Here is a 25,286-nt window from a genome sequence, read left to right as displayed (position 1 = left end):
TGTTCATTTTTTTTTCATGCTAGATAAATTATATTCGCCTATTCACCCCACTACCACAACATTCTGGGGGTGTTATTTTCTATCTCAGCCAGCTTATCGTACCTCAACTCGGGATAAGCTTGATTAACCAAATCCAAATTTATGCAACCTAGGCTGTTGTTTACCCTTTGTTGTGCAGTTTTTGCAATGTCTTTGTCTGCGCAAACCCTTGATCTTAAATCATTTAAAAACATCAAACCACGCAACATTGGCCCGTCGGGGATGTCCGGCCGGATCACAGCCATTGACGTTGTACAAAGTGAGCCCGACCACATTTACGTGGGCAGTGCTTCTGGTGGGGTGTGGAAATCCGAAAGTGGTGGCATCACCTGGATGCCCATTTTTGATGATCAAGCCATTCAATCCATTGGTGCCATTGCCATCAACCAATCCAATCCGAGCGACATTTGGGTGGGTACCGGCGAAGGCAATCCACGCAACTCACAAAACTTCGGTTTGGGTATTTTTCGCTCACTGGATGCCGGGAAAACCTGGAAAAACATGGGTTTGAAAGAAACCAAAACCATCCACCGCATCATCATTCATCGCGACAATCCCAATGTGGTTTTTGCGGGAGCACAAGGTTCAGCCTATGGCCCCAATGAGGAACGTGGGGTGTACCGCACGAAGGATGGGGGCAAAACCTGGGAACGAATCCTCTACGTCAACAACCAAACCGGTGTGGCCGACATGGTGGTAGATCCCAGCAACCCCAACAAAATCATTGTAGCCATGTGGGAATACGGCCGCAAACCCTGGACCTTCAATTCGGGTGGAGCTGGCTCGGGCATTTATGTGACCCACGATGGTGGAGACACCTGGGAACGCCGCAGTGATGCCGACGGACTACCCAAGGGCAGCCTGGGCCGGGTTGGTTTGGCGATTTCCCGTTCCAAGCCCAATATCGTTTATGCTTTGGTGGAGGCCAAAGACAATGCTTTGTACAAATCCGTTGATGGTGGCAAAAAATGGAGTGTAGTAGCCACCAAAAACATTGGCGACCGTCCCTTTTATTACGCTGAAATTTATGTTGACCCCAAGAATGAAAACCGCCTCTGGAATATTTTCTCTTTGGTGACCAAAAGTGAAGATGGGGGTAAAACTTTTGAAACCGTACTCCCTTATTCAGGTGTACACCCTGATCACCATGCCTTCTGGATTCATCCCAATGACCCGAATTACATCATCGACGGCAACGACGGTGGTTTGAACATCTCGCACGATGGCGGGAAAAGTTGGCGCTTCATCGAAAACATTCCGGTGGGCCAGTTTTACCACGTCAACTACGACCTATCGATTCCTTATAAAATTGGGGGTGGCATGCAGGACAATGGTTCCTGGGTTGGCCCCAGTGCGGTTTGGCAAGCTGGGGGAATTCGTACCAGCCAGTGGCAGGAAGTGTTCTTCGGCGATGGTTTTGACCTGGGTTTCCGCCCCGACAATTCGCGGTATGTATACGCCATGTCGCAAGGTGGCAATGTTGGCTATGTAGATACCGAAACGGGCAAAACCCAGTTTATTAAACCAACTTCGCCCAATGGAACCGAGTTGCGCTTCAACTGGAACGCTGGTTTTTCCCAAGACCCACACAATGCCTGTGGGGTGTATTTTGGTAGCCAGTTTTTGCACTACAGCAAAGATTGTGGTCAAAGTTGGGAAATCATTTCGCCCGACCTGACCACCAACGATACCTCCAAACAAAAGCCTCACCTGAGTGGTGGTTTGACCCTGGACGCCACCAATGCTGAAAACCATACCACCATTCTTGCGATTGCCCCCAGCCCCAAAGATGCAAAAGTGATTTGGGTGGGCACCGATGATGGCAACCTGCAATTGACCCGCGACGGTGGTAAAACCTGGAGCAATTTGATCAGTAAACTGCCGGGTTACAAGGCGGCAAGCTGGATTCCCTACATCGAGGCTTCGGCACACAATGCCGGGGAAGCCTTTGTGATCGTGAACGATTACCGCCGCAACGACTGGCGGCCAATGGTATACCACACCAGCGATTATGGCCAAACTTTCCGCAAAATTGTGGATGAAAACAAAGTGAGTGGTTTCACTTTGTGCCTGGTGCAAGATCCGATTGAGCCCAAATTGTTGTTCCTGGGCACCGATCAAGGCTTGTACCTCAGCATCGACAAGGGGGCTACCTGGACCAAGTGGACCAATGGCTACCCCAGCGTGCCTACCGCCGACATGAAAATTCACCCCCGTGATCACGACCTGATCATCGCTACTTTTGGCCGGGCTTTCTGGATTTTGGACGACATCCGCCCCTTGCGCGAGATTGCGCGTACGGGGGGGAAGGTGCTGGAGCAGCCCTTCAAAATTTTCCCCGTTCCAGATGCTTATCAGGCGGCTTTCAAATCCTTTGAAGGCATCCGCTTTGCGGCGGACGGGATGTTTGCCGGGGAAAACAAAGCACCTGGTGCTTCAATCTCCTTGTGGGTTCCTTATGTAAAACCTGCGGCTGCACCTGCGAGCACCACTGCAAAACCTGCCGCCACCAAGGAGGAAAAACGCCCCGAGCGGGTGAAAATCATTATCCTCTCGAGCAGCGGAGACACCGTTCGGACCTTTAGCTCCCGGGTAGATACAGGTATGGTGAAGGTGTACTGGCCCTTGAATCGCAATGGGGTACGCCAACCCAGCCGCCAGGAACGCCGCCCGGATGAGGATGCTCCCAGTGGCCCCGCAGTACTGCCAGGTACGTATAAAGTAGTGGCGGTATGGGGTAAACTGAAAGATTCGACCTCGGTAACGGTCAAATCTGACCCACGCCTGGAGGTGAAAATGGATGACCTGAAAGCCAAAGACGCTGCGTACCGCGACTTTGAAAAAGTGATCAAAAAAGCCTCCGAAGGTTTTGATCAACTCAAAGAGGCCCGCAATACCATCCGCCGGGTGGATGCGGCTCTGGCCAATGCGCCCGATAGCACCAAACAACAGCTGTCCAAATTGGGCAAGGCCCTCCAAGACAGCCTGAATGTGCTGGAACGCCTCTACATGGAGCCCGAAGACGTCAAAGGTATCCAACGCGACGACGACAACCTGACTTCAGCGCTTGGTCGCGCCCAGCAATACATCAATGCATCGGAAGGTGCGCCGAACCAGGGTGCCCAACGCTCCCTTGCCCAAGCCCGCAAACAAACTGCGGATGTGTTGAACCGCATCAATAATTTCTTCAGTACGAAGTTTGCGGATTATCGGAAGAAGGTGGAAATGGTGCAGTTTTCGTTGTTTAAGCCGTATACGCCGCTGAAAGTGGAGTAAAGTGCCTATCTTGCTGAGGTGCTTCTTAAGTGTATTAGGTTTCTTGGGTGGTGAAAGAATAAAGAACTTGCGGAGCAGGAAAAATTTTTCACCACCTAAGAAACCTAAGGCACTAAAGGGGCACCTCAGTAACATCTTCGGGTTTTTAATCTGGATCAATCCACACAAACTCCCCTTTCCTATTGATCCAGCCAGTGGTGTCATCTTTTTTTGCACGACACAAATAACCAGAATAACCTTCTCGATCAAGCCGATCAAATCTTTTAGCTGATACGACTTGGTTTTGGCGATTGATGATGATCCATTTATCATCCTTTGGGTCTTGTGCAGTGGCAAGACCTAAAGTAAAGCGAGAAACCTGGCTGTAAATCAATGGAATTACCACATTTCCCTGGGAATCAATATATCCCTCGGAGTCTCCTTTGATTACGAAAGTAATACCATCCTGAAACCAAGGATCGACATAGTCGTACTGACTTACATCCAAGGATTTTTTGCCCAATTCATTGATGAAATATTTTTTATTAGATTGTTCGATCAAGGCTAATCCCTCATTAAACTGATTACCTTCTCCCGGTACACAAAATTTTACCCGCCCCATCGTGTCATAGTAACAAGTCTTTTTAGTATAGATTATACGAGCCAACCTGCTTTTAGTGTCAAAAGAACTAGGTATACCTCCGCTAATGGAAAATACCTTTTCTCCTTTCTTATTCAAATAAAGGAATTTACCTTCGCTCAATACCACTAGAAGCCGATCACAATCATCAAAATTCCCACTAACATGCGAAATTCCCTGCTTAGGAATTGCTAAACGTTTTTGCCCATCTAGATCAAAGAAAAAAACGGTGTCGTTTTCTATCTCGTCAATTTTGATCCATTCCCCATTAGAGTCTAGAGGCATAGTGTTTGGAGGAATTTCTAATAAAACCAAACCTTGATTATCAACCATGCGGTTTCCTGTGGAATCTTCAATTAAAAACACATCTTTTTTTAGGGGATAAACATTCAAATACTTTGGCTCCATTACAATTTGCCCTGAAGTATCGATAAGACCGAATTTGCCATTTACTTTTACAGGGTAATACAAAGAAAGGTAATCCTCACCTTGTTGCGTCTGGTTACAAGCAAAAGTGATACACAGAAAAAAGTAAAAAATAATTTTTTTAAACACCAACATGTACTTATTTTTTGCTGCGCACAGAATAATTATCCACTAGCCCAAATCACTTTTCCCCTAGCCCAAGTCTCGCCAATCAGCTTTAAGGCGCAACGCTGGTTCAACGTCTCCAGACTTGAACCAATATCCCCGCGTCTCCAGACGCAAAATTATGCACGATGTTAAACGACAACGACAAGTCATTTGTTGGAAAAGGCTGGTTATAAAGATTAAAGGACTCATCTTCTTTTGATTATAAACGTCAGAATACGTGCATACAATGGTATAAGTCTGGAGACCTGTACCAGCAGTAGCCTAGCGGTAGCGCGCTCTTTTTGGTTGAGGTTGGAAGACTTGGGCTAGCCAAAGGAATCTAAGAATAAATTGATTACTTTGGCAGTATTAAAAACGATGATTGAATAAACTGTAGAGCCCTTCATTCGCAAAGCAGGCTTAATTTTTTATGCAAAAAAACGAACTACATCTTACCCACGGAACCATCTCCTACCACCAATACGGGAATGGCCCCCAACTCTGGCTTGCCCTCCACGGCTTCGCCCAAGATGGAAGTGTTTTTGCAGCATTAGCTCCTTACCTGCCCAAAGATGCCTGTTTGATTGCCCTGGATTTGCCCTGGCATGGAGCTTCGGATTGGCAGCAGGACAGTTTTTCCATCACCGAGCTTCAGGAAGCCATTGATTTGTTGTTGGCAGAAAAACAGCAAGCAAAGTACAGCCTTATTGGTTTTAGTTTCGGGGCCCGGCTTGCTTTGGCCCTGGCCAGAGAGGAAGCTCAGCATTGGGATCGGCTGGTTTTATTGGCACCCGATGGCTTGCCGCGAAATGGTTGGTATGCCTTTTTTAATCAGCTCCCCTTGGGCATAAAAAAATGGGTAGCTCGATTGTTGGATCAATCCAGGTTGTTGTTGCGATGGGCAAACACATTGTACGATTGGAAACTCCTGGATGGTTTCAGCCTGAGGTTTATGCGCCTGCATTTACAAACGGATGCTTCTCGCAAACGCTTGAAAGGCATTTGGCTTTTCGCGGCGACTTTTCCCAGCATACAATCAAGCTGTTCTTTTTTAGCCAAAACGCCAGCCCAAAATTTGCTGCTCATCACTGGTGAACGCGATGCAGTGATCCCGCCTTCTTCATTTGTTTACCTCACCCAACAAATTACCCAACTGCAATGGACGAGCATTGCCGAAGCCGGGCATGATTTGTTTCATGCCTCTGTTTTGCCCCATTGGGCACCAAATTTATTCAAGAATTCTCACCCGGATACCCATCCAGAGTGACAGCGTATTGATGCGGTCGCGGCTAGGTCCAAATCCATCCGAAAAATGGCCCAGGGAGTGTTGATAGGTGGGTTGCGCGAACAAACTCCAGCGATCGCTCATGAAGTGTTCCACGCCCAAACCCAGGTTCCCCGTAATGTAGCCATTCTCCTTCACCGAACCACCTTCCAGAATTCCTCCCGAGGTGTTGTCAAATGGAGCATCCCGCATTTCCGGTTTTTGTGGGCCCGATGAGGAAGTGGTGATAAAATAGGAAGCCGAAGCAGCCACCTGCAAGGAACCACCAACCACAGCATACAAACGCGAACGTTTGTGCAGGAAGAAATTATAGCGGGCGTGGAAAGGAATGTTGATGATGTCGAGGGCCACCTGATTGAATGAGGCTGCTGTATAGCCTTGATCCAAGCTGCCCTGGTATTTGACGATCTGGCGTGGATTGTAAGGTTTGGCAGCATAAATCAAACCCGTTCCCAATTCCCAACGGCCTCTTTCTGCCGAAAAAAGAATCCCGCCGCCGTAGCCCAGAGCATAACGGCTAAAAGCATCCGTACGGGTTTCTTCATTCGCTGGTGTGATGATTTGGTTGTAGTCAGAACCACCAAACATCGCGGCACTCAGAAGGGTCTTTTTGCGGAAGGGCTTGAGCGCATTGGCTTCAAAAATACTCAGGCGGCGCTCCAGCACAGCGTTGGAACGTTGTTGGGCCAGAGGTGTCAGTTGATTGCCAAACACATAGTAGTTGGACATGGCCTCCGTGTGTTTGGTGTCTTCAACTTGTAAACTTTGGTTGCCCAGTTCGGGCGTTTTTCCAACCAGGGTTGGGTTGGCGGACTCAAGTGTAGAGAGAGCCGTTTGATTGGGATGGGATATAATTTCAACCTCGGGAGCGTCGTAAGAGAATACAGCGTCACTGCCTCGGTTGTCGTAGCGGCTTTTGTTGCCTTGATTGATTTTATGGATGGATGCGGGTATGCCGTCCTGGCCAGCATTTGTGCCTGAGGCTTTTGGATTTATAGGCCCGGCAATGGCTTGCTGCTTGGGACTTGTATGATTTTGCGGGAAAGTGGCTTTGTTTTCTGGATTGGAAAGTGGCAACTGGATGAACAGCAAAAGCGCCAGGGTAAAGACTAAAACTTCGCCAAACTTGGAACCGAGGATGAGCTTGCGCATGTACAATGCTTCTTCCATCCTGCGCCGCAAGATGGCCCAATGTTTGGGGGTAGCACCTACATTGAAATGGCGCATCTGTTGAAGCACCTCCCGGTCGAATGCCGATTCGGCGGCATTGAGGGGCTCCAGTTCTTCATCAGAGTCCATTGCGGCTTGCATCCGTTGCCAATGGTCGGCACGGAACTCCGGATTCAGGTTCTCCAGTTTTTCACGAATGAGTCGGTCAAATTGCGGCTGCTCCATTTTCATCGTAGTTGCGGGACATCAATATCTCTTTCAGTTTGAGGCGCGCCTTCACCAGGTTAGACCGGGAGGTGCTTTCGGTAATGTTCAGAAGGTCACCAATTTCCTTGTGGGAATAACCTTCCAGGATGTACAGGTTGAAAACGGTTCGGTATGCAGGAGTGAGTTGTTGGATCGCTTCCAGGATTTCCTGTTGGCTGCACATGCTCACGGCATCGGCGTCTTCTACACTTAATTGGACGGCCTGATCAATGTCTTCAGTACGGCGGCGGATGCTTTTGCGGTAAAAATCAATGGCGGTGTTGACCATAATGCGCCGCATCCAGGCTGTAATTGAAGTACCTGGCTGAAATTTGTTCACATTTTTAAAAACCTTGATGAAGCCTTCGTGCAAAATATCCAGGGCGTCCTCTTCACCATTTGCATAGCGCAAACAAATGCCCATCATTTTACCGTAGTACTGTTCATACAAAGCTTGTTGTGCCCAACGCTCTCGCCGGATACAGGCTTGAATCAGATCGTCTTCTCCATAGTTGGCAGGCCATGCTATCTCCATAGACCACAAAAATTTATCCAAACTACAAAGATTATTTCAGACTGCCAATAGCCTACTCAAATTGGTCGGTAAATCGACAATTGAGAAACGTATCGAAAGGAAGGAATGCTGCCTAAAAAGTGAAGAAAATGGTAAGTATTTCTGAATAATTTGCTCAACGATGCGCTCCAAAATAGGGTAGGACCTGATCCTTTTCGGATAGAATGGCTTCACTCAGGTCTATTTCCCAGTCGATGTTTAATTGAGGATCATTGTAATGAATGCCTCCTTCATGTGCTTTGGAGTAAAAATTATCACACTTGTAAAAAAACTCGGCGGTAGGACTGAGCACAACGTAGCCATGGGCAAACCCACGTGGAATGAACAATTGCTTTTTGTTTTCGGCGCTGAGCCGGATGCTGTACGATTGGCCGAAAGCAGGAGACTGTGGGCGGATGTCCACCACCACATCCAGAACCTCGCCTTCCAGCACCCGGACCAGTTTGGCCTGGGCAAAGGGTTCCAACTGGTAATGCAGACCTCGGAGAACACCAAAGCTTGATCGCGCCTGATTGTCCTGTACAAAATCGGACTCAATGCCCGCATTTTTAAAGGTTTGCGCATTGAAGGCTTCGAAAAAATAACCACGTTCGTCAGCCCAAATTTGGGGTTCAAATACCAAAAGATCAGGTATCGGTGTAGGAATAAACGGCATAAACGATTATTTCTTGCGGAAGAAAATACTAATGGGTACACCCGCAAAATTATAGTTTTTCCGCAACTGATTTTCCAGAAAAAACTTGTAATTCTCTTTGACGTGGGTCGGGAAATTACAGAAAAATATAAATGCGGGATAAGCCAGTGGCAATTGGGTGATGTATTTGATTTTGATGAACTTGCCGCGGTGTGCAGGTGGAGGCGTTTTTTCAATCACATCCAGAAGCAGTTCGTTCAATTCTGAGGTTTTTACCTTGCGGTTGCGGTTTTCATACACTTCAAGCGCCGCTTCAACCGCCCGAAAAATCCGGGTTTTGTCCAATACAGAAATAAAAATAACGGGTACATCGGTAAATGGAGCAATCCGTTCTTTGATCACCTTTTCATAATCCCGGGCGGTATTGGTTTCTTTTTCAACCAGGTCCCATTTGTTGACCAAAATGACAATCCCTTTGTTGCGGCGTTGTGCCAGGCGGAAAATGGCCTGGTCCTGAGCCTCCAACCCGGTTTGGGCATCGATCATCAGGATACATACGTCACACTCTTCAAGGGCTTTGATGGCCCGCATTACTGAGTAAAACTCCAGGTTTTCGTGCACCTTGGCTTTTTTCCGAATCCCGGCCGTATCTACCAGAATAAATTCCTTGTCAAATTTGGAATATACGGCATTGATGGAATCACGTGTGGTGCCAGCTATATCGGTGACCAGGTTGCGTTCTACCCCGAGGAGAGCATTGGTCAGTGAGGATTTACCTACGTTGGGTTGTCCAACAATGGCAAATCGAGGCAGGCTGTTTTCGTTGGGAAGTTCGTCCGCACTCAGGTGCTCGGCCACGGCGTCCAAAATTTCGCCGCTGCCACTACCCGTGAGCGAACTCAGGAAAAAGGTATTTTCAAAACCGAGGCTCCAAAATTCATTGGCTTCAAATAAACGTTGGCCGTTGTCCACCTTGTTGACCACCAAAAAAACGGGCTTTTTGCTGCGGCGCAAGAGGTCCGCTACCTGGTCGTCCAGATCGGTGATTCCGGTGGTAACATCCACCATAAAAATGATCACCGTGGCTTCTTCAATGGCAATTTTGACCTGTTCGCGGATGGCGGCCTCAAATACATCCTCAGAGTGTTGGACAAAACCACCCGTATCTACTACGGTAAAGTTTTTATTGTTCCAATAACTACTGCCATATTGTCGATCCCGGGTAACGCCGGAAATGTCATCCACAATAGATTGGCGTTCCCCAATCAAGCGGTTAAAAAAAGTAGATTTACCGACGTTGGGACGCCCTACTATCGCGACGATGTTGCTGCTCATAATAACAATGGATTCAGAAAAGGCGGCAAAGATAAGAAAAATACCTCTTTTTTCTGCTTAAATTTTACTCAATTTTAAGGACTTATGTAGATTTTCCAAAAATACAGCTTTCAGGATAGAAATCCCAGTATTTTATCGCCCTGAATGGAATATCCCCAATTTTCAGTATCTTTTGCCGTAATATTCACCCACAGTACCTGATGAAAGCAGCAAAAATAAACCTACAACGCCTGAACACCCTGATGCTGTATTGCTTTTGCTGTGCTACCCTTGCTGCACAAGGCCCGGCCTATTTGGAAGCTTGTGCCATTCGTTCCGATTTTGATTCCTGCCGCCTGGGCCCGGAGTTGCGCATATTGGCTTCCTCCAGCTCCATCCCCTTTCCGCTGGCACAGACCCGACTCCGCGAAGGGCAGGGATTGGCCCTGGAGGGCCCTGGTCATTTTGAGCCTCAGGGCAAATTTCAACGAGGTTTGTATGAATATTGGCTAGCCTTTCGGGTGGAAAACCGCAGTGGGCGCGACTTTGCACTGGGCATTGAACAAGCTTTTATCAAAAATGCCTGGGTTGAGGTGGATCGGCGCACTTATCTTCTGCCCAAACCTCGGGCCCATAAACAACAAAACATCGGCTTTAACCTGGCGGCCAATCAAGTGTACCGCTACACCTTGCCCAAAGGGAAAACGCTTATTTTTTACCTTTTAATCAAAGACAATCGCCTGGGTTTGGACCTTGCACCAACCCTCTGGAATCTGGATGTTTTCAAGGTGGCTCAGGCTACCAAACTGAAAAACCTGGCCTTTGGCCAAACCCTGTTCATCAGTTTGTTTTTTACGCTGGCCATCGTGAGTTCCATTTTTTTCCTCTCTCGCCGACGCGAACTGTTTGGATGGTACATGGCCTTTAAATGGAGCCTCGCGCTTTATTTCTTCCAGGAAATCATCGATCACAATGCACTGGAAAGCGCCCAGGCGCCCTGGGTCGATTGGAATTATACCAAAGCCGGGCTTCTAGTGGCTATCTTTTTTACCTACCTGCAGTTTATTTATTCTTTTGTAAAAAAGCGGGTTGGTGCGGAGTGGTTTGAAAGCATCCAGGAACGGGCCCAACTTTTTTTAGTGGGCTATTTTCTACTTGACCTGCTGCTGCTTTGGTTCAAGCAGCTCTACCTCAGCTGGGTTTTATTTTACCTGTTTCTTTGGTTTGTGGTGTTGTTCAGCATGCGTGCCATCTGGTTTTTGAGCAAGGTCAATTATGCTCCAACCCAATTTATTCTGCGTAGTGCTTTTGCCCTGATTGCAGGTTTTTTTCTTTCCTTGCTGGCTTTTACTTTTTTCGAAAAACTCTTGAGTAGTGTCCAAGGTGTGGAATTGGGCTTTTTGCCCATTGGAATAGGTGGCCTTTTGGAAAGTGTATTCTTTTTGCTGAGTTTGGGTGAACAGGAAAAAAACTGGTTGCAAGAACACCTGGCTTTCCGGGAGCGGGAAACCAAGGCCCTGGAGCGAAGACATATTCACGAGCGCCGCTTGCAGGTAGAGTTGGAACAGGAACTAGCTAAGGTGAAACGTCAACTGGCCATTCAGGAAGAAAAAATTGTCAACAATCAGCAACTGGACTCCAAAAACCAACGCGAATTAGCCTATAAACGCTTACAATTGCGCACGCTCCGCTATGGTTTTTTGGCCAAAACCAGTGATGATATTCTGCTGCAACTCAATCAACACCTGGCCAACGACCAGGTACAAGCTGCCGACGAACAGCTTACCCGCTTTGGTGGCTTCGTGCGTGACTTATTGTTTTTTGCGGCGGAACCCAAAATGGCTATTCAAAGGGAGTTAGAACTTTGCAAACGACTGGTGCAACTCAATGATTTTGCCATCGAATTACCCGAATCAGCGGTGCAACCCCAATGGCATTGCCCTTCTTTGTTGTTTTTATCTTTGTTGTACCACAGCGCCAAATCCTTGCCAGTAGGTAAGCCCTGGCCACGTTTGGTGCAGGAGGAAGCAGATGATTGGGTGAAAGTCAGTTTAGAAAGCAATAACCCAGGTTTTGAACTCTCCAAAGTCCAGCCTGAGATTTGGATGGATGCACAGGAGCAATTAAAAAACTACAACCTGGGTACGGATTTTAGTGGAGTACTGCAGGAAAGCAGTGGAGGCTGGACGGTGACCATCCACAAAAAACAACCGTGAGATGATCGTGGGGATTTATTCAACAAAAGGATGTGTTTGTTAAAAGAACCAAAAACGAACGCTCCAAAATGCGTAGCATAGCTTAAAAATATACACTATGAAAGGCCCTAGTCCATGGCTGCTTTGTTTTTGCCTTTGCGGGTTGGCCCAGTTCTTGTCAGCCCAGCCGCAGGTAAATGTGCGGGCGGTTTTGGAACGGCCCTTGACCAATGAGGCCCTGGGCTATCATTTCCAGCCTCTGGTGCTCAATTACCCTGTTGATCTCAAAGCCAATGCCTCATCTATCCGGGAATGGTACCTGGCCAATGCCCATTTGCCTCAAGCGCAGACCGAACAATTCCCTGCCGACGGCAAAAGTGTGTTGAGCGTTTTTGTGTTGCACAATCCTGGGCAGGATACGGCACGGCTCATTTTTCCCCTTCCTACCCTCAAGACCAAGTTGAAATTTGGAATGATTCGGCGCGAAAATGGCCGATCCACCCATTTTTACAATGAAATCAGCAGTTGGAATCAGCAATCTTATCAGGGACTGGTCTACCGCCCTGAGGAGGGCAAGGTCCTGTTGGTGGTGCCACCTTTACAAAATGACACCGTTTTTGTGGTGTGCAAGGTGGCCAAAAAACACCAATTCCAATTGTACAGTGCTCAAGGTTACCAGGAACTTACCAGCGTACCTGCACTACACTACCTGATGTTTTATGTAGCCCTGTTGAGTTTTTTAAGTTTTTCGATGTTGTTGGGGATTATTCAATACCTGCAACAGCGCGATGTGGCTTTCATTTACTACGTGATTTATTTGAGTTTGATGTGGTTTTTGATTTTTCGCCGACTGGAAAAAATCAACCCCTTTCTCGATCTGGGCTTGTATTTCCCAGCCACTTCCTGGTGGTGGGAACACCTGCGTGCTCCGGCTTATTTGCTTTCTTTTGTGGCTTACCAAATTTTCATTTATTACTTGCTGCGCGACCGGGTACACTTGAGATGGTTGGAAAAATTCATCATTTGGAGCAATGTGATCCTGGTTTGCCTGATCCCGGTGCACTACCTGACCAAGGTGTATTGGGAGCGCCTGGATTTTATGCAGGCTGTTTTGGCCCCTTTGGCCATCTTTTGGATCTGGAATTTTGTCAAGTTGTACCAACGCAAATTGGGGGTAATGGTAGGCTGGGTTTTGTTTGGTTCGTTTTTGGCCGCAGTGGGTACCATTCTGGGCAATTTCATTGGGACCCGCCTGGGGGGAGAAAGCCCATTGACTTTTTTGCACATCGGAGACATGCCGCTGCATCTGGCCATTGTAGTGGATGTACTTTGCCTGGCGGTTGCGCTGAGTTTTCGGCACCATAGCATTTTGCGCGACCGCAACGAAGCACAGAACCTCGCCTTAAAAACGGCCAAAGAAAACGCCAAACACGCCAAGACACTCAGCCTAGCCAAAAAACTGGAACTGGATCAAAGAAAATTGGAGCTACAGAAACAAAGTGAAGGCCTGATTCAACAGCAGCTCAAGGTCATCAATACGCAAAGGCAGCAAGCTCTGGCCGAGACGGAATTGCTGGCCCTACGCGAACAACTCAAACCCCATTTTGTAGCCAATTGTATCAATTCCATTCGCAATCTCATTGCCCGCGACAAGGCTGGGGACGCCAGTTTGTACTTGTCCAAACTAGGCATATTATTGGGGCAGATTTTTGAATTGACCGAAAAATCGACCATTTCTCTGCGGGAAGAGCTGGATTTGCTCAAATTGTACCTCGACCTGGAACAACTGCGTTTTCGGGATCGCTTCAAGGTCGTTTTTGAATTGGACCCCGACATCGACCTCGATGCCATCCAGTTGCCCCCACTTTTGTTGCAACCCTATGCCGAAAATGCCATCAAACATGCGTTTAAGGACAATTCTCCGCATCAAGCCCTGGTGATTGCAGTGACCAAGAATGCTGAATCTACAGTCTTACTCAGCATCGAAGACAATGGGATTGGGCGCGAGGCCAGTGCTGAAAACGGCAGAGAACTTTCTCTGGCCAGTTCAGGCGTTGGCATGGGCTTGTGTGCCGACCGCCTCAAATTGTTCAATGAACGTTTTAATCAGGATGCAAGCATAAACATAGTTGACCTGGCCAAGGGTGGAACGAACACTGGCACCCGCGTTGAAATCCATTTTCCATTCCCAAAAACTGAATACCATGATGATCAAAACCATATTGGTTGATGACGAAAAAGATGCGCTGGAAGTTTTGGAGCGCGACCTGAGCAATTACTGCCCGGATGTGGTAGTCATCAAACAATACCAATCAGCAGTAGAGGCCAAAGCGGGCATTTTGGAACTGCGCCCCGATCTGGTTTTTCTCGACATTGAAATGCCGGAAATCAAAGGGGTGGATTTGGCCAAAAGCCTCAAGGAAGAAGGTTTTGCTCCCGCGATAATTTTTGTCACAGCCTATCCGCAGTTTGGGGCCCAGGCTTTTGAGGTGGATGCGGTGGATTATTTGATCAAACCGGTGGAATCCGATCGTTTGCGGCAGGCTGTGGAGAAATACATGACCCACAACCTAGAAGGGCAGATTGCTGAATTGAACAAAAAAGCGCCCACTTTTATCCGCATATCCAGCCAGTCGGGTTTTGATCTGTTAAAAATCGACGACATCTGCTATTTGAAGGCGGATGGCCCGATTACCCGTTTTTACATGGCCGACAATCAACCCGTGGGTGCGGGTAGAAACCTGGGTATTTTTGAACGCTCTCTGGCCGGGAAAGGCTTTTTCCGGGTCCACAATGGTTATCTGGTCAATTACAAATACATCCGTCAATACGACAATCGGGAGTCCTGTATCGTGTTGAGTACCGGAGCTAAAGTGCCCGTGGCACAGCAGCGGTTGCGCGATTTTTTGATTTGGCTGGATGCCTATACCGCTTAACAAAGTTTTACGTAAATACATTGTGTTTTTAAAAGCACTTCATCTGTTACCTGAACGCTTGCAGTTGTCTTTTTTTGTGGTTTCCTGTTTTGGGATGGAGTAATTTTGAAAAGTCAAAAAAGTTGACAACACCTAAATCTCAAACCCAGTAAAACCTGAGCTCCAGTGCAGGTAACGCTAAATCACCAGTTAATCGAGCTTATTTACATTAAACACCACTGATCCCTACATGTATTCCCATTAACCGTTTGACTGTTTGTAAAACCAAACACCTTTCCCACCTCCCCCTGCGGTGCTACAATAGAACATTTCTGTAGCTTCTCCCTATTCCTCTTCACCGCAGGGGAGTTTTTTTCTCCTTTTATTTTAGTACCATTCTATTTCCCAAGTTGATGAATGGTGCCTTGTATCGAGCCTTTTAATGGTTCTCCTTTGGTGTTTTTGATATTGTAACCGATGGTGATTACGTCCACTTTTTCCAGGTTTTTAATGCTCAATTTCAAAGTGTTGCCCTCGACTTGAGCTTTACTTACTTCCAGCACTTTTTGGTCCAATCGTTCCGAGCCATATTTTTTACTCCTCAACAATTGCCAGGTTTTGACCTCGAAATTTGTCAAATCAGCGGTAGAAGCAGGGTCCAATTGGGTATCAAAGTTCAGCACTATACTCCCTTCCAATACCTGCATTTTAACTGGAATCGGGAGGGTTTTGCCCGTATAGCGCACCCGGTACAAACCGCCGCCGCGCATCATTTGGTTGGTGCCCCAAGCCGACATTCCACAAGCGTACAGGTGGCCATCAACTGGATTAAACCTGCCCCGCATGACGCCCGTGAGGAATTTAATCCCCGGCAAATCTATCACGGCCCCTTGTTCCTGGCCGTTCACCGTTTCTTTTAATACATACTGAATTTTGCCATAGCCGTAAGAAAGGCTCAGCAGGCCACCATTCAAGGCACCCCACTTTTTGCTGTCTACCCACACCATTTCGGAGGGCGAGCGGTCGTAGTTCATATCGACCCACACCAACGGCTGCTCCATGGCTGCCCTGGACGAATCTTTGGGCGGGTTGTAGCCCCACATATTGCCGTAAAATTTCCCTACCCCTTTGACCCAGTTGATGCGGTTCATGGGGTTCCAATAGCCCTGCTGGTCGGTTACGATAAAGCTACCATCGGGATTGATACAAACTCCATTGGCGGCTCTAAAACCCGTGGCGATGATGTCTGTTTTGGAGCCGTCTGCACTCACTTTTAGCAAAGTACCATGTTGTGGGATGAGCGCCTCCCGGGCGTGTCGGCCACTTTTGGCATAATAAAAATTGCCTTCCTGGTCGGTCTGCAGGCCCATCGCAAATTCATGAAAATGATCACTAACCTGGTGATCGTGGTTGAAGCTTTCATAAAAGTCGGTTTCCCTGTCGCCGTTCAAATCCCGCAACAGCACCAGTTGATCCCGGCAAGTGACGTATATTTTTTCAGCCACTATTTTAATGCCCAGAGGTTGAAACAAGCCCGAACCTATGCGTTGCCAGGTCAAAACTCCTTTGGGGTCCAACAGCCCCTTGATCAACCAAACGTCGCCATCGGTAGCGCAGGCAGCGGCGGTATTGGCATCTTTGAAAAAATCAATCCCGCTCAATTTCATGCGACACGCCCAGGGATTGTCGAAAGGCAGGGGCAATTGATCTACGGCAAATGGGCCATCTTCTTTCCCCTTGGTCGCAAAGGTTTTAATGGTTTCAGGATAATGAGCACGGCCTTTTCCCGTGGTGTATTTGCTTAAGGACTCGGGCTCAGCCAGGTTGTGTTTAGAAAAGTCGGTATCCTTATCGCCAATCATCACACAAACTTTTACTGAACTTTTGGCATCGATTTTTACGAAAACCTGCCCGTTTTCTTCCACCAGGGTAGCTCCTTTGCCCGTCACGCTTACTTTGGCGGGTAAATTGGCCACCCGCATTTTTAAAATAGCATTGGAGGGGGAAACATTCAGGGTCCGGGTAAAAATGGCCGGGGTGACAAAGCCGAATTTTTCCAAAATAGCCGATTCACCAACGGTATAGGAAAGGATGATCTGGTCTTCAAAATGATAAAGGCCTTTGTAATTGGCCCAGGATTTAGGCAGTGGCCCAAATTTTCTTCCATCACGGGCCACGAAGCGCGGGTCCTCAAATTGCCCAGTGCTTGGATTTGCCCAACCTGGGGCTACGGGCGTTTCAAAGTGTAGTTTGCCGATGGTTCGAGGATACGTTTCGTGCTTGTCGTTGAGCAAAATGGCGTTCCAATCGATAAAACCCTCACCGGTGTATGCCCCCGCGACTCGCATGAGGTCGTGGTCAAAAACCATCCAGGCTTTGCCTTTGGAAACCCCGCCTGCTCCCTGGTCCAAACGTACGGCAATACCTTTGTACGCAAAATTGTTTTTCGAGTAGTCCTCGTCTTTAAAAGGGGATGGCCCGGGAGAGTGATAGCGGGGAATGCCTGTTTTTTCGTCGGCCAATTCGTAAGTATTGATCAGGAAGTTCCCATAATCCATGTCTGCCCAGGGCTGGTAAGGTTTAAGGGCTGGCCCTCTTGAACTGCCTTTGGGTAGCGCAGCAAGGTATTCGGGGGTTACTGGTGTAAGAGGTGAGGTTTTGTTTTTGGCTACCAATTTGGTTTGGATGTAGTGGATGACGTCATATTTTTCCTGGGGGCTGAGCGTCACTTGTGGGGGCATGGCACCATAGCCTTGCGTGATGGTTCTGTACATGGCATAGGCATCGTTGCCTGCTTTGAATGGCTCGGACCAAAACTTTAAGGACATCGGAATGGAGCCTTCGTTTTCTTCGTCTCCATGACAGTTGATGCAGTTGGCATTGTAAATTCTCTCGCCCCGAGCCAATGCTTTATTGTCAAAATCGCGGATAAAGCCTGCGTGATCCAGGTTTTTTTCAATAGCTGCCAGGCCGTTTGCAGAAAGGCGAGTGGCTTTATTGCCTGTTTTGCAGTTGATGAGCATAGATGCAAGTACACACAAAACATAGAAGTGGATCTTTTTCATCTTAATCCAGGTTTACACAAGCGTCTAAAAGTTTGTTCAAGCATAGCTGAAAGTCCCGTTCCAACAAGTCTTCCTAACAACAAATTTGAAATCTACTTTCCCAGCACAAACGTAGAGCACTGGCCATAACCCTGATCATTCAGTGGAAATAAGATACACACCCCTTTCATGCTGCGATTGTTGAGCATAAAAACAAACAAGTGGATGTCGTACATCGCCTGGTTGTTGAAGTACAATTGGCCTTCTCCTGTAAAGATATTGGATTGACTCAGATTAGCTTCGAGGTGTACCGATCCAACCAATCCGTTTGACCATCCGGCTTTTAGGCAAATGGTGCCATTGTTGTAATCGATATTGCCAAGGGTAAGCCAAGAATCTCCAAATTTATTGGAAGTACGGTTCCAGGTTTTACCGTGGTAAGTACCCTGAAAAGAGGCGTAATTATCGACAGCATAAAAAGGAATGTCGTTAAAGAAGGCATCAGGAACAATTTTCCCAGGGTTGCTGCTCCCGTAAGTTCCATTGGTGGCATTTCGGTACCAATCCACAAAATTCATGATTCTGGCCTGGTCTATCAATGCTGCATCAACGGGGCTCTGGGCGTTGGAGTTGAAAGTACAAAGCAACAGCGTGAAGAGGAGAGTGTACTTGAAAAAGGGCTTCATAAGTGATACCAATTTAAGGTTCAAGGTAGGGTATTTATAAAACGCCGAGTTGTTATACCGAACCAAGGTTTATTTCTTATTACACCAAAAGTAATATCATATTGTTTGGTTTTTCTCACAAACGAACTACCTTTTTTGCGTTGCCCCAATTTTGTTGTCACCCCGCATCTTTTCTCCCTCAAGCTTGTTTATGTTTGCACACAAATTCAATCCGTATGTTCACAGGCATCATCGAATCATTGGGCGAAGTCAAACTAATCCGTCAGGAAGGCAGCAATGTACATTTCAGCATTGCCTCCAGCATTTCTTCCGAGCTCAAAATTGATCAAAGTGTGTCGCACAACGGGGTCTGCCTCACCGTGGTTGCCATCGAAGACCACATCCACACTGTCACGGCCATCGAAGAGACCTTAAAACGCAGCAACCTGGGGCAATGGCAAGTGGGCAGCCTGGTCAATCTGGAACGGGCAATGATGTCCAATGGTCGCCTGGATGGGCACATTGTGCAAGGCCACGTAGATGGCACGGGTATGTGTACCAAAGTGGACGACCGGGATGGGAGTTGGAATTTTCATTTCCGCTATACACCCACTGAAGAGCATTTGCTGGTAGACAAAGGGTCAATCTGCATTAACGGCGTGAGTTTGACGGTAGTGAGCCCGGTGGATGATCTATTTTCGGTATCGATCATTCCTTATACTTATGAGCATACTACCTTTCAGTCGATCAAAGAAGGAGATTTGGTGAATCTGGAATTTGATGTAATTGGGAAGTACATTGCGCGTTATGCACAGTTGTACTTAAAGGCAATGCCAAAAACTTAATCTTAATCCATCATTTTACTCCAAATTTAGCGCTGCAATATCAGCCGCAGGCCTACCGATGATTGCCGATGTTTGAGTCGAATCACGTACATTCCTGCGGGGTAACGCGCCAGATCCAGGCTCCAATCCTGGAATACCTGCCCGGGAACAAATGTTTCCAGGAGCTGGCCACTCATATTGTACAGCTCCATGCTGGCCCCATCGATAGGGGTGGATACATGGATGTTGACTTTGCCCGTGCTGGGTACTGGTTCCAGTCCAACATCCAGGTCGTTGATTTTTTGCAAATTGCTTTGAAAAACGGTGAATGCCCGCACCGGAGAAAAAAGGGTAGCACACAAATTGATCGCTTTCACGCGCCAGAAATAACGACCAGGTGCCAAATCCTGAGCCCGTTGGTATTCCGTTACTTCCAAATTCGCCACCCAAATGGGGAACTTGAAAAGAGAATCAGAAGCTACCTCCAACTCGTACCGCAAATTGGACCCCGTGCTGCTCCAGGACAGACGTGGGCGCTGATCCAGGGTGATTGCCGAAGCCGCAGGCGTGTTGAGAACCGGAATGGAAGGAGCGGCGGAAATTTCAAAATTGACCTTGACACTATCTCGAAGTTTATTCTGGCTGGTGTAAAAAGTGAGCTCATAAGTGCCCGGTAAAAGTTGCCGCAAATTTTTTGCCTTGGCCTGGAAAAAAATGCCTGCATTGATTTTGGCCGGGTCCTCGCTAAAGCTCAATGACAAGGGCAGGCGAGGGGAGAGCCGGTAGCTCAAAACGGCCTGGCCCTGGTACCCATCTGCTGCTTTGAGGGAAAAAACGAGTGAGTCCGCCTGGCATCTGGCCTGGAAGTCGGGCAAAACCGATGCCCGAATGCTGGGGGCGATGGTAAATTCCTGATAGGTATTGGCAAACTGGCTGGTGTCACAAACATTGGTGCCCCAAACCTTCCAATAAAAAGTCCCTTTTAAGTCCAGTCTTTCAATTTGATAAGTGGTATCAAAGGTATTGTAGCGCCCAACGATGTTTTTAAATCCAGCATCAGTGGCCAAAAGCACCGAATACCGTTGTACAAAATTTGCTTTGTGCCAACGCAATTGGATGGGCAAAGGCACCAGATTGTCGCCATTTTGGGGCTCCAGCGCTTTTACCTGACCGGGAGTTTGCACCACTTCCAGCAAAATGAAGCGGGATAAGGTATCTGTACCAATTATAGCCTGTACCTTGATGGTTTGAAAGCCGGAAAGGGTGACGGATTCATTGCTGATTTCCAGGGTGGTTTTGGTGCCCGTAGTTGGATTGCTGCCAAATCGGGCAACCAGGCCTGCCGGCAAATCCACTACCCGAAAACGTACGGAGAGTGTATTTGGGTTGTTCACCTGGAGGTTCCAGGTCGCTTTGCCAATGCCACAAACCCGGCGGATTTCCTGGTCAATGTTGATGTTGTTGCCGCATTGGTATTGCCAGCGGCCGGGCATTTCTTCAAGTGCACTACGATTGGGGTCAAGCCATTCTTTCAGTCGGTTGGTCTGGCTGTTGCCCGCATCCCAGGAAGCATCAAAACTGCCAAAGGAATCGTACCCTGTATTGCCACAAAGGGCGGTTCCACCGTGTAGTTGACCCAATACCTGGCCTTTCAAGTTGAACAAAGGCGCCCCTGAGGAACCATCTTCAGTGCTGCCGATGTCCCACCGAGGAACGATCAAATGGGAACCATTGGCTACCTGGGTAGAAGCCCCCCAGTTGCCCAGATAGGTGCTACGGCCAGAGTAACTGAATCGTTTTTCCTGGCTACCCGCCTGATGGATGATGACCACCCCATCGTTTGGTGTTTGCATGGTTGCATTCCACCCGGCGAAATAAGCATTGGCATCGGGTACGACTGGATCGTCGAGTTCCAAAAGGGTAAAATCGGAGTTGGCGTTGGTAGCCCGTTGAACCATTCCTGAATTAAAAATGGTAAATGCTCCATCACCAGTGGAGCCATTGACAACGCTGCCGGGTTGACGGCAAAAACTATTCTGAAAATTCCAGTACACCACCAAAGAGGGTGCATCGGAGGTGCGGCTTTGACAGTGGCGGGCGGTTACAAAATAAGGTTTGCAGTCCTCCTTGCCGTTGTTGACCAGATATCCAGTACAAATTGAAGTGCCTCTGATGCTCATTAAACCCACAGCCTGGGCTACATTCCGAAAGTTTTCGATTTGAGGATAACCATTGTTTTGCCCGCACAGGATGTCGATATGGCATTCGGAAGCGCGCAGCCCTCTGAGGTTCATAAAATCATGGTTCACGTAACTCAACTGCAATTCAAGATCCGATTTTTGACGGGTAGGTAAAATGACTTCTAAAACAATCTCCTCACTTTCGATGATGGGGCTCCAAAATTCAGCATGGTCTTCATTGTCTGCACTGCGGAAAGGGCCGGTTTTTTCTGCGGTTTTGCCATTTATCAAAAAGAATTCCGCTCCGCCGGGAAGGTAAAAATTGGTGAAGCCCAAATTGAGCGAATAGGCACTTGAGGAACGTATACTCAAGCGCCAGCGACTGGTGCCGGGGCTGGTTTCTACCCAGGCACCACTGTTTTTCGGATTGTAATCCACCTCAATCGCTTTGGCAAATTGAGGGGCTCTTCCCATTTGGCGCAAATTCAACTCCTCCTTCTGCAAAGCAGCGTTGTTCTGAACCGGCATGTTCACTCGGGGAACGCGCCCAAACAATGGGTGTTCCCATTGGTCTTTGGTAGGGAATTGTTGTGCGCAGAGCAAAGTGCTGCAAAACAGTAAAAAAGAGAGGAGTAAAGTATGCTTCATGATGCCTGGATTAATGCAAAGGCTTTAACCTAAAAATAATACTTATTGTGCGCCAATGGTTGCCAGATAAGCTTCAAGTGTAGGTCGCCTGACAAAAGTAAGCGCTGATTCAACTTTTCCTGTATATTTAAGTTTATTCTGGAACTTGAATAAAAGTACAATCTTTTCTTCAAACGCTGGGGGCCGAACTTGGCGCCCCTTGAATTACAAACTTGATTACCCATGATCGTGGAAGACCACAACGTTGTTACCCTTAGTTATGAATTGCGGGAAGGCGGGCCCGAAGGAGAGATTTTGGAGGTGATGAACGTCCATTATCCTTTCAAGTTTTTTTGCGGTGGCGATCAATTGTTGCCCGCATTTGAAGAACAATTGCGGGGATTGAGAGAAGGGGATGCCTTTGAATTCATCCTCCCACCAGATCTCGCTTATGGCGAGCTTGACCTGGAGCAGGTATTGGACATCCCCCGCGGGGTTTTTGAAGAAGAAGACAAAGGTGGCCTGGAAAACCTCCTGATTGAGGGCAATTTTATCCAGTTGACCGACGAAGAAGGGGAACAGTTCAATGGCAGAATTTTGTCCTGGGATGAGGAGCTGGTCAAGGTGGATTTTAACCACGCTATGGCAGGCAAAACCTTACACTTCAAAGGAGTAGTGCTCAATATCCGCAAAGCCAACGTGGATGAACTGATCCGCAAACAGGTGCTGGAAGAGGATGGTGTGCGTGGTTGGGATTGGGGGGTAAACTAAATTTTGGCATGGAACAGGCATTAAGTATTGATACACAATTGCGGCAACGGGTTCAGCAACTTTTGGCTGGCCTTTGCCAGGGTTTGTACGAGCGGGAAGAAGCCATGAAACTGGCCTTGCTCAGCGCTTTGGCGGGTGAAAGTATCTTTTTGCTGGGCCCTCCGGGCGTGGGCAAAAGTTTGATTGCCCGACGGCTCAAACACGCCTTTCGGGACGGCGTTTCCTTTGAATACCTGATGAGCAAATTCAGCACCCCCGACGAAGTGTTTGGCCCGGTTTCCATCAAAAAACTCAAGGAAGAAGACCGCTACGAACGCATTACCGAACGCTACCTGCCCGGGGCCAATGTGGTTTTTTTGGACGAAATCTGGAAAGCTGGCCCGGCCATTCAAAATGCCCTACTCACCATCCTCAACGAAAAAATTTACCGCAATGGCGACCAGGATCTGCGGGTGAACATCCGGGGTATCATCACCGCTTCGAATGAGTTGCCTCCGCGCAACGCCAGTTTGGACCCCATCTGGGACCGCTTTTTGTTGCGCCTGGAACTGGACAACATCCGCAAGTTTCAGAACTTCGTGAACATGATTGTGGATACCGAGGATGTGTATCAGGTGGATTTGCCCGCCGAGCTGCAATTCAGCGAAGAGGAACTCCAACAATTCGACACAGCCATCAACGCCATCGAAGTGCCCGCCGAAGTCCTCAACAGCATCCAGGTACTCAAACTGCGCATCGACGAACACAATACCCGTACCAACAACCTGGACAACCCTATCCCGATCCACGATCGGCGCTGGAAAAAAATCGTACGCCTGCTGCGCACTTCCGCTTTTTTGAATGGCCGCAACCGCGTTGATTTGATGGATTGTTTCCTGATGATCCACTGCCTGTGGAGTCGGCCCGATCAAAAAGAGCTGATCGAGGAAATGGTCACCGACGCCATTCGCCGCCACGGCTACAGCATGGCCGTCAACCTGAACCTGCTCAAACGGGAAGTGGAGGACTTTGAAAAAGACGTGAACGAAGAAATCCGCGTCAAACACACGGTAGCGGAAGAGCAATTGCTGGTGGTGCAGGAGGATTTTTACGAATTGATCAAGGAAGACCAGCAGTTTGAAGGTTTTCTGGTGCAAGTCAAGCAGTTCCGCCAACTCAACCTCGAAGATTCTCAAGTGATCAACCTCTACGATGGCAACCGCAACCTCGTAAATCGGCTGCGCGCCAAACAAGGCCTCGGCGAATTTACCATTGAAGTGATCCACAACGACCGGACCTATACCTACGCCCTGCGTACCAAAAAAGGCGAACGCCAGGAAGTCATTTTCAAAAAACCGCACCCCATTGTGCAAAAATACTGGGAAGAGCGCTTCGAACAAATCCGCAGCTACTTGCGTAAACAGGAGGAAAACCTGCGCAACAACCTGCCTGCGGAGCTGGAATTCCTGGAGCAAAATTTATTCGTGGAGGCTCGGTACGCTGAAGTGGTGAAGAGCAATTTGCGGGAAGTGCAGGAGGCACTGCAGAAGGTGGGCTTGCAGTTGGAGAAGGTGCAGTTTAGTTATGGGGGGTAGGGTTAAACTTCCAACCACCCCTTCAACTCCTCATCCCCATCCCACACCTGCTTCGGCAAATACCCCTCAAAATTCGGTACCGATTGATCCGCTCCAGCCTCCAGCAGCATTTTGACAATGGCCTTGTATTGCTCCAGGTTTTTGCCTTCGGCACTGCGCAAACCGTGTACCGCCCAAAACAAGGGCGTCGATTTAAACTGATGGCAAAGTAAATTGATTTCAGCACCCGCTTCAATCAATTTTTTGACCAGTTCAGGCCGCCCGCACCAGGCCGCCCAATGCAAAGCCGTGCCACCATGACAGCCCTTATGCCCAATATTGGCCCCCGCTTCGATGTACAACAAGGCAACTTGATCCGCGTGTAAGCTGGCTGCTGCCACCAGGGGCGTATCCTTCAACAATTGAGGATCATTGCCATCGACTTTGGCCCCATGTGCCAAAAAGAGCTCTGCCATTTGCCGCCCTTGAGCATCGGAATACACCTTGTGAAAAACGCCATCACAAATTCGGTGTAGAGGGTGCGCCGGTGAGCCTCCTATGTGCTCAATGGAGATTTCGGTATTGGCCAGTGCCGGATTTTGGGTCAGGGCAGATTGAATACCAGCCAGGTCGACATTTTTTAGCAACTCGATCATGCGGTTTGTTTAATTTTTCCTCAAATAAACAAAAAATATCAGAAAGAATCAATTGCTTGTATTTTTTGTTTGATTTTCTTGATCGAAATCAATTTATCCTGGGCTCAACACTTTTTACCGATATTC

17 protein-coding genes are annotated in these 25,286 nt (G+C 48.0%); 8 read left to right on the top strand and 9 right to left on the bottom strand.

Annotated features, from left to right (window positions below; translation table 11 throughout):
- Nucleotides 1-141 precede the first annotated feature (141 nt).
- Nucleotides 142-3,315, top strand: a complete 3,174-nt coding sequence (locus SFV55_RS19220) for a VPS10 domain-containing protein (protein ID WP_320031165.1) — start codon at nucleotides 142-144, stop codon at nucleotides 3,313-3,315.
- Nucleotides 3,316-3,460: 145 nt separating this feature from the next.
- On the opposite strand, the gene SFV55_RS19215 is transcribed toward SFV55_RS19220, so the two are convergent.
- Nucleotides 3,461-4,495, bottom strand: a complete 1,035-nt coding sequence (locus SFV55_RS19215; RefSeq protein ID WP_320031164.1) for a WG repeat-containing protein — start codon at nucleotides 4,493-4,495, stop codon at nucleotides 3,461-3,463.
- Between the two features lie 442 nt (nucleotides 4,496-4,937).
- Between SFV55_RS19215 and SFV55_RS19210 the strand changes: the two genes are divergently transcribed.
- The gene (locus SFV55_RS19210) at nucleotides 4,938-5,774 is read left to right on the top strand and encodes an alpha/beta fold hydrolase (RefSeq protein ID WP_320031163.1); all 837 of its coding nucleotides are present in this window, start codon (nucleotides 4,938-4,940) and stop codon (nucleotides 5,772-5,774) included.
- On the opposite strand, the gene SFV55_RS19205 is transcribed toward SFV55_RS19210, so the two are convergent.
- The 4 genes from SFV55_RS19205 to der form a co-directional block, all read right to left on the bottom strand.
- Complete coding sequence (locus SFV55_RS19205; protein WP_320031162.1) at nucleotides 5,736-7,187, bottom strand: hypothetical protein; 1,452 nt, start codon at nucleotides 7,185-7,187, stop codon at nucleotides 5,736-5,738. The genes SFV55_RS19210 and SFV55_RS19205 overlap by 39 nt on opposite strands.
- Nucleotides 7,168-7,743, bottom strand: a complete 576-nt coding sequence (locus SFV55_RS19200; RefSeq protein ID WP_320031161.1) for a sigma-70 family RNA polymerase sigma factor — start codon at nucleotides 7,741-7,743, stop codon at nucleotides 7,168-7,170. Before SFV55_RS19200 ends, SFV55_RS19205 begins: the two co-directional genes overlap by 20 nt.
- Nucleotides 7,744-7,897: 154 nt before the next feature.
- Entirely contained in the window at nucleotides 7,898-8,437 is a 540-nt protein-coding gene (gene rfbC / locus SFV55_RS19195; protein ID WP_320031160.1) for a dTDP-4-dehydrorhamnose 3,5-epimerase, read from the bottom strand.
- 6 nt (nucleotides 8,438-8,443) lie between these two features.
- The gene (gene der, locus SFV55_RS19190; protein ID WP_320031159.1) at nucleotides 8,444-9,751 is read right to left on the bottom strand and encodes a ribosome biogenesis GTPase Der; all 1,308 of its coding nucleotides are present in this window, start codon (nucleotides 9,749-9,751) and stop codon (nucleotides 8,444-8,446) included.
- Nucleotides 9,752-9,951: 200 nt separating this feature from the next.
- Here der and SFV55_RS19185 point away from each other — a divergent pair, with 200 nt between their 5' ends.
- From SFV55_RS19185 to SFV55_RS19175, 3 genes are all read left to right on the top strand, one after another.
- Nucleotides 9,952-11,946: a hypothetical protein gene (locus SFV55_RS19185; protein WP_320031158.1), complete on the top strand. Its 1,995-nt coding sequence runs from the start codon at nucleotides 9,952-9,954 to the stop codon at nucleotides 11,944-11,946.
- A 97-nt stretch (nucleotides 11,947-12,043) separates the two neighbouring features.
- Nucleotides 12,044-14,155, top strand: a complete 2,112-nt coding sequence (locus SFV55_RS19180; protein WP_320031157.1) for a sensor histidine kinase — start codon at nucleotides 12,044-12,046, stop codon at nucleotides 14,153-14,155.
- Nucleotides 14,130-14,861: a LytTR family DNA-binding domain-containing protein gene (locus SFV55_RS19175; RefSeq protein WP_320031156.1), complete on the top strand. Its 732-nt coding sequence runs from the start codon at nucleotides 14,130-14,132 to the stop codon at nucleotides 14,859-14,861. The genes SFV55_RS19180 and SFV55_RS19175 overlap by 26 nt, the downstream gene beginning before the upstream one ends.
- Nucleotides 14,862-15,238: 377 nt before the next feature.
- Here SFV55_RS19175 and SFV55_RS19170 read toward each other — a convergent pair whose 3' ends face one another.
- Together SFV55_RS19170 and SFV55_RS19165 are read right to left on the bottom strand one after the other, a co-directional pair.
- Nucleotides 15,239-17,905, bottom strand: coding sequence for a DUF6797 domain-containing protein (locus SFV55_RS19170; protein WP_320031155.1), 2,667 nt, complete (start codon nucleotides 17,903-17,905; stop codon nucleotides 15,239-15,241).
- Between the two features lie 92 nt (nucleotides 17,906-17,997).
- Nucleotides 17,998-18,570 carry a hypothetical protein gene (locus tag SFV55_RS19165; RefSeq protein WP_320031154.1) on the bottom strand — a complete coding sequence of 191 codons (573 nt, stop codon included), beginning with the start codon at nucleotides 18,568-18,570 and terminating at the stop codon, nucleotides 17,998-18,000.
- A 215-nt stretch (nucleotides 18,571-18,785) separates the two neighbouring features.
- Between SFV55_RS19165 and SFV55_RS19160 the strand changes: the two genes are divergently transcribed.
- Nucleotides 18,786-19,394 (top strand): riboflavin synthase, encoded by a 609-nt coding sequence (locus SFV55_RS19160; RefSeq protein WP_320031153.1) that lies wholly within the window; start codon nucleotides 18,786-18,788, stop codon nucleotides 19,392-19,394.
- A 26-nt stretch (nucleotides 19,395-19,420) separates the two neighbouring features.
- Here SFV55_RS19160 and SFV55_RS19155 read toward each other — a convergent pair whose 3' ends face one another.
- A complete protein-coding gene (locus tag SFV55_RS19155; RefSeq protein ID WP_320031152.1) occupies nucleotides 19,421-22,201 on the bottom strand; it encodes a T9SS type A sorting domain-containing protein in 2,781 nt (926 codons plus the stop codon).
- A gap of 222 nt (nucleotides 22,202-22,423) precedes the next feature.
- Between SFV55_RS19155 and SFV55_RS19150 the strand changes: the two genes are divergently transcribed.
- Together SFV55_RS19150 and SFV55_RS19145 are read left to right on the top strand one after the other, a co-directional pair.
- Nucleotides 22,424-22,951 carry an FKBP-type peptidyl-prolyl cis-trans isomerase gene (locus SFV55_RS19150; protein ID WP_320031151.1) on the top strand — a complete coding sequence of 176 codons (528 nt, stop codon included), beginning with the start codon at nucleotides 22,424-22,426 and terminating at the stop codon, nucleotides 22,949-22,951.
- 8 nt (nucleotides 22,952-22,959) lie between these two features.
- On the top strand, nucleotides 22,960-24,525 hold the full coding sequence (locus SFV55_RS19145; RefSeq protein ID WP_320031150.1) for an AAA family ATPase: 1,566 nt from the start codon (nucleotides 22,960-22,962) through the stop codon (nucleotides 24,523-24,525).
- A 2-nt stretch (nucleotides 24,526-24,527) separates the two neighbouring features.
- Here SFV55_RS19145 and SFV55_RS19140 read toward each other — a convergent pair whose 3' ends face one another.
- Complete coding sequence (locus tag SFV55_RS19140) at nucleotides 24,528-25,160, bottom strand: ankyrin repeat domain-containing protein (protein ID WP_320031149.1); 633 nt, start codon at nucleotides 25,158-25,160, stop codon at nucleotides 24,528-24,530.
- Nucleotides 25,161-25,286: the final 126 nt, after the last annotated feature.

Source organism: Haliscomenobacter sp., assembly GCF_033763495.1.
GTDB lineage: Bacteria > Bacteroidota > Bacteroidia > Chitinophagales > Saprospiraceae > Haliscomenobacter.
Note: the sequence above shows the minus strand (reverse complement) of the source record. Positions and strands in the feature narration are given on the sequence as shown.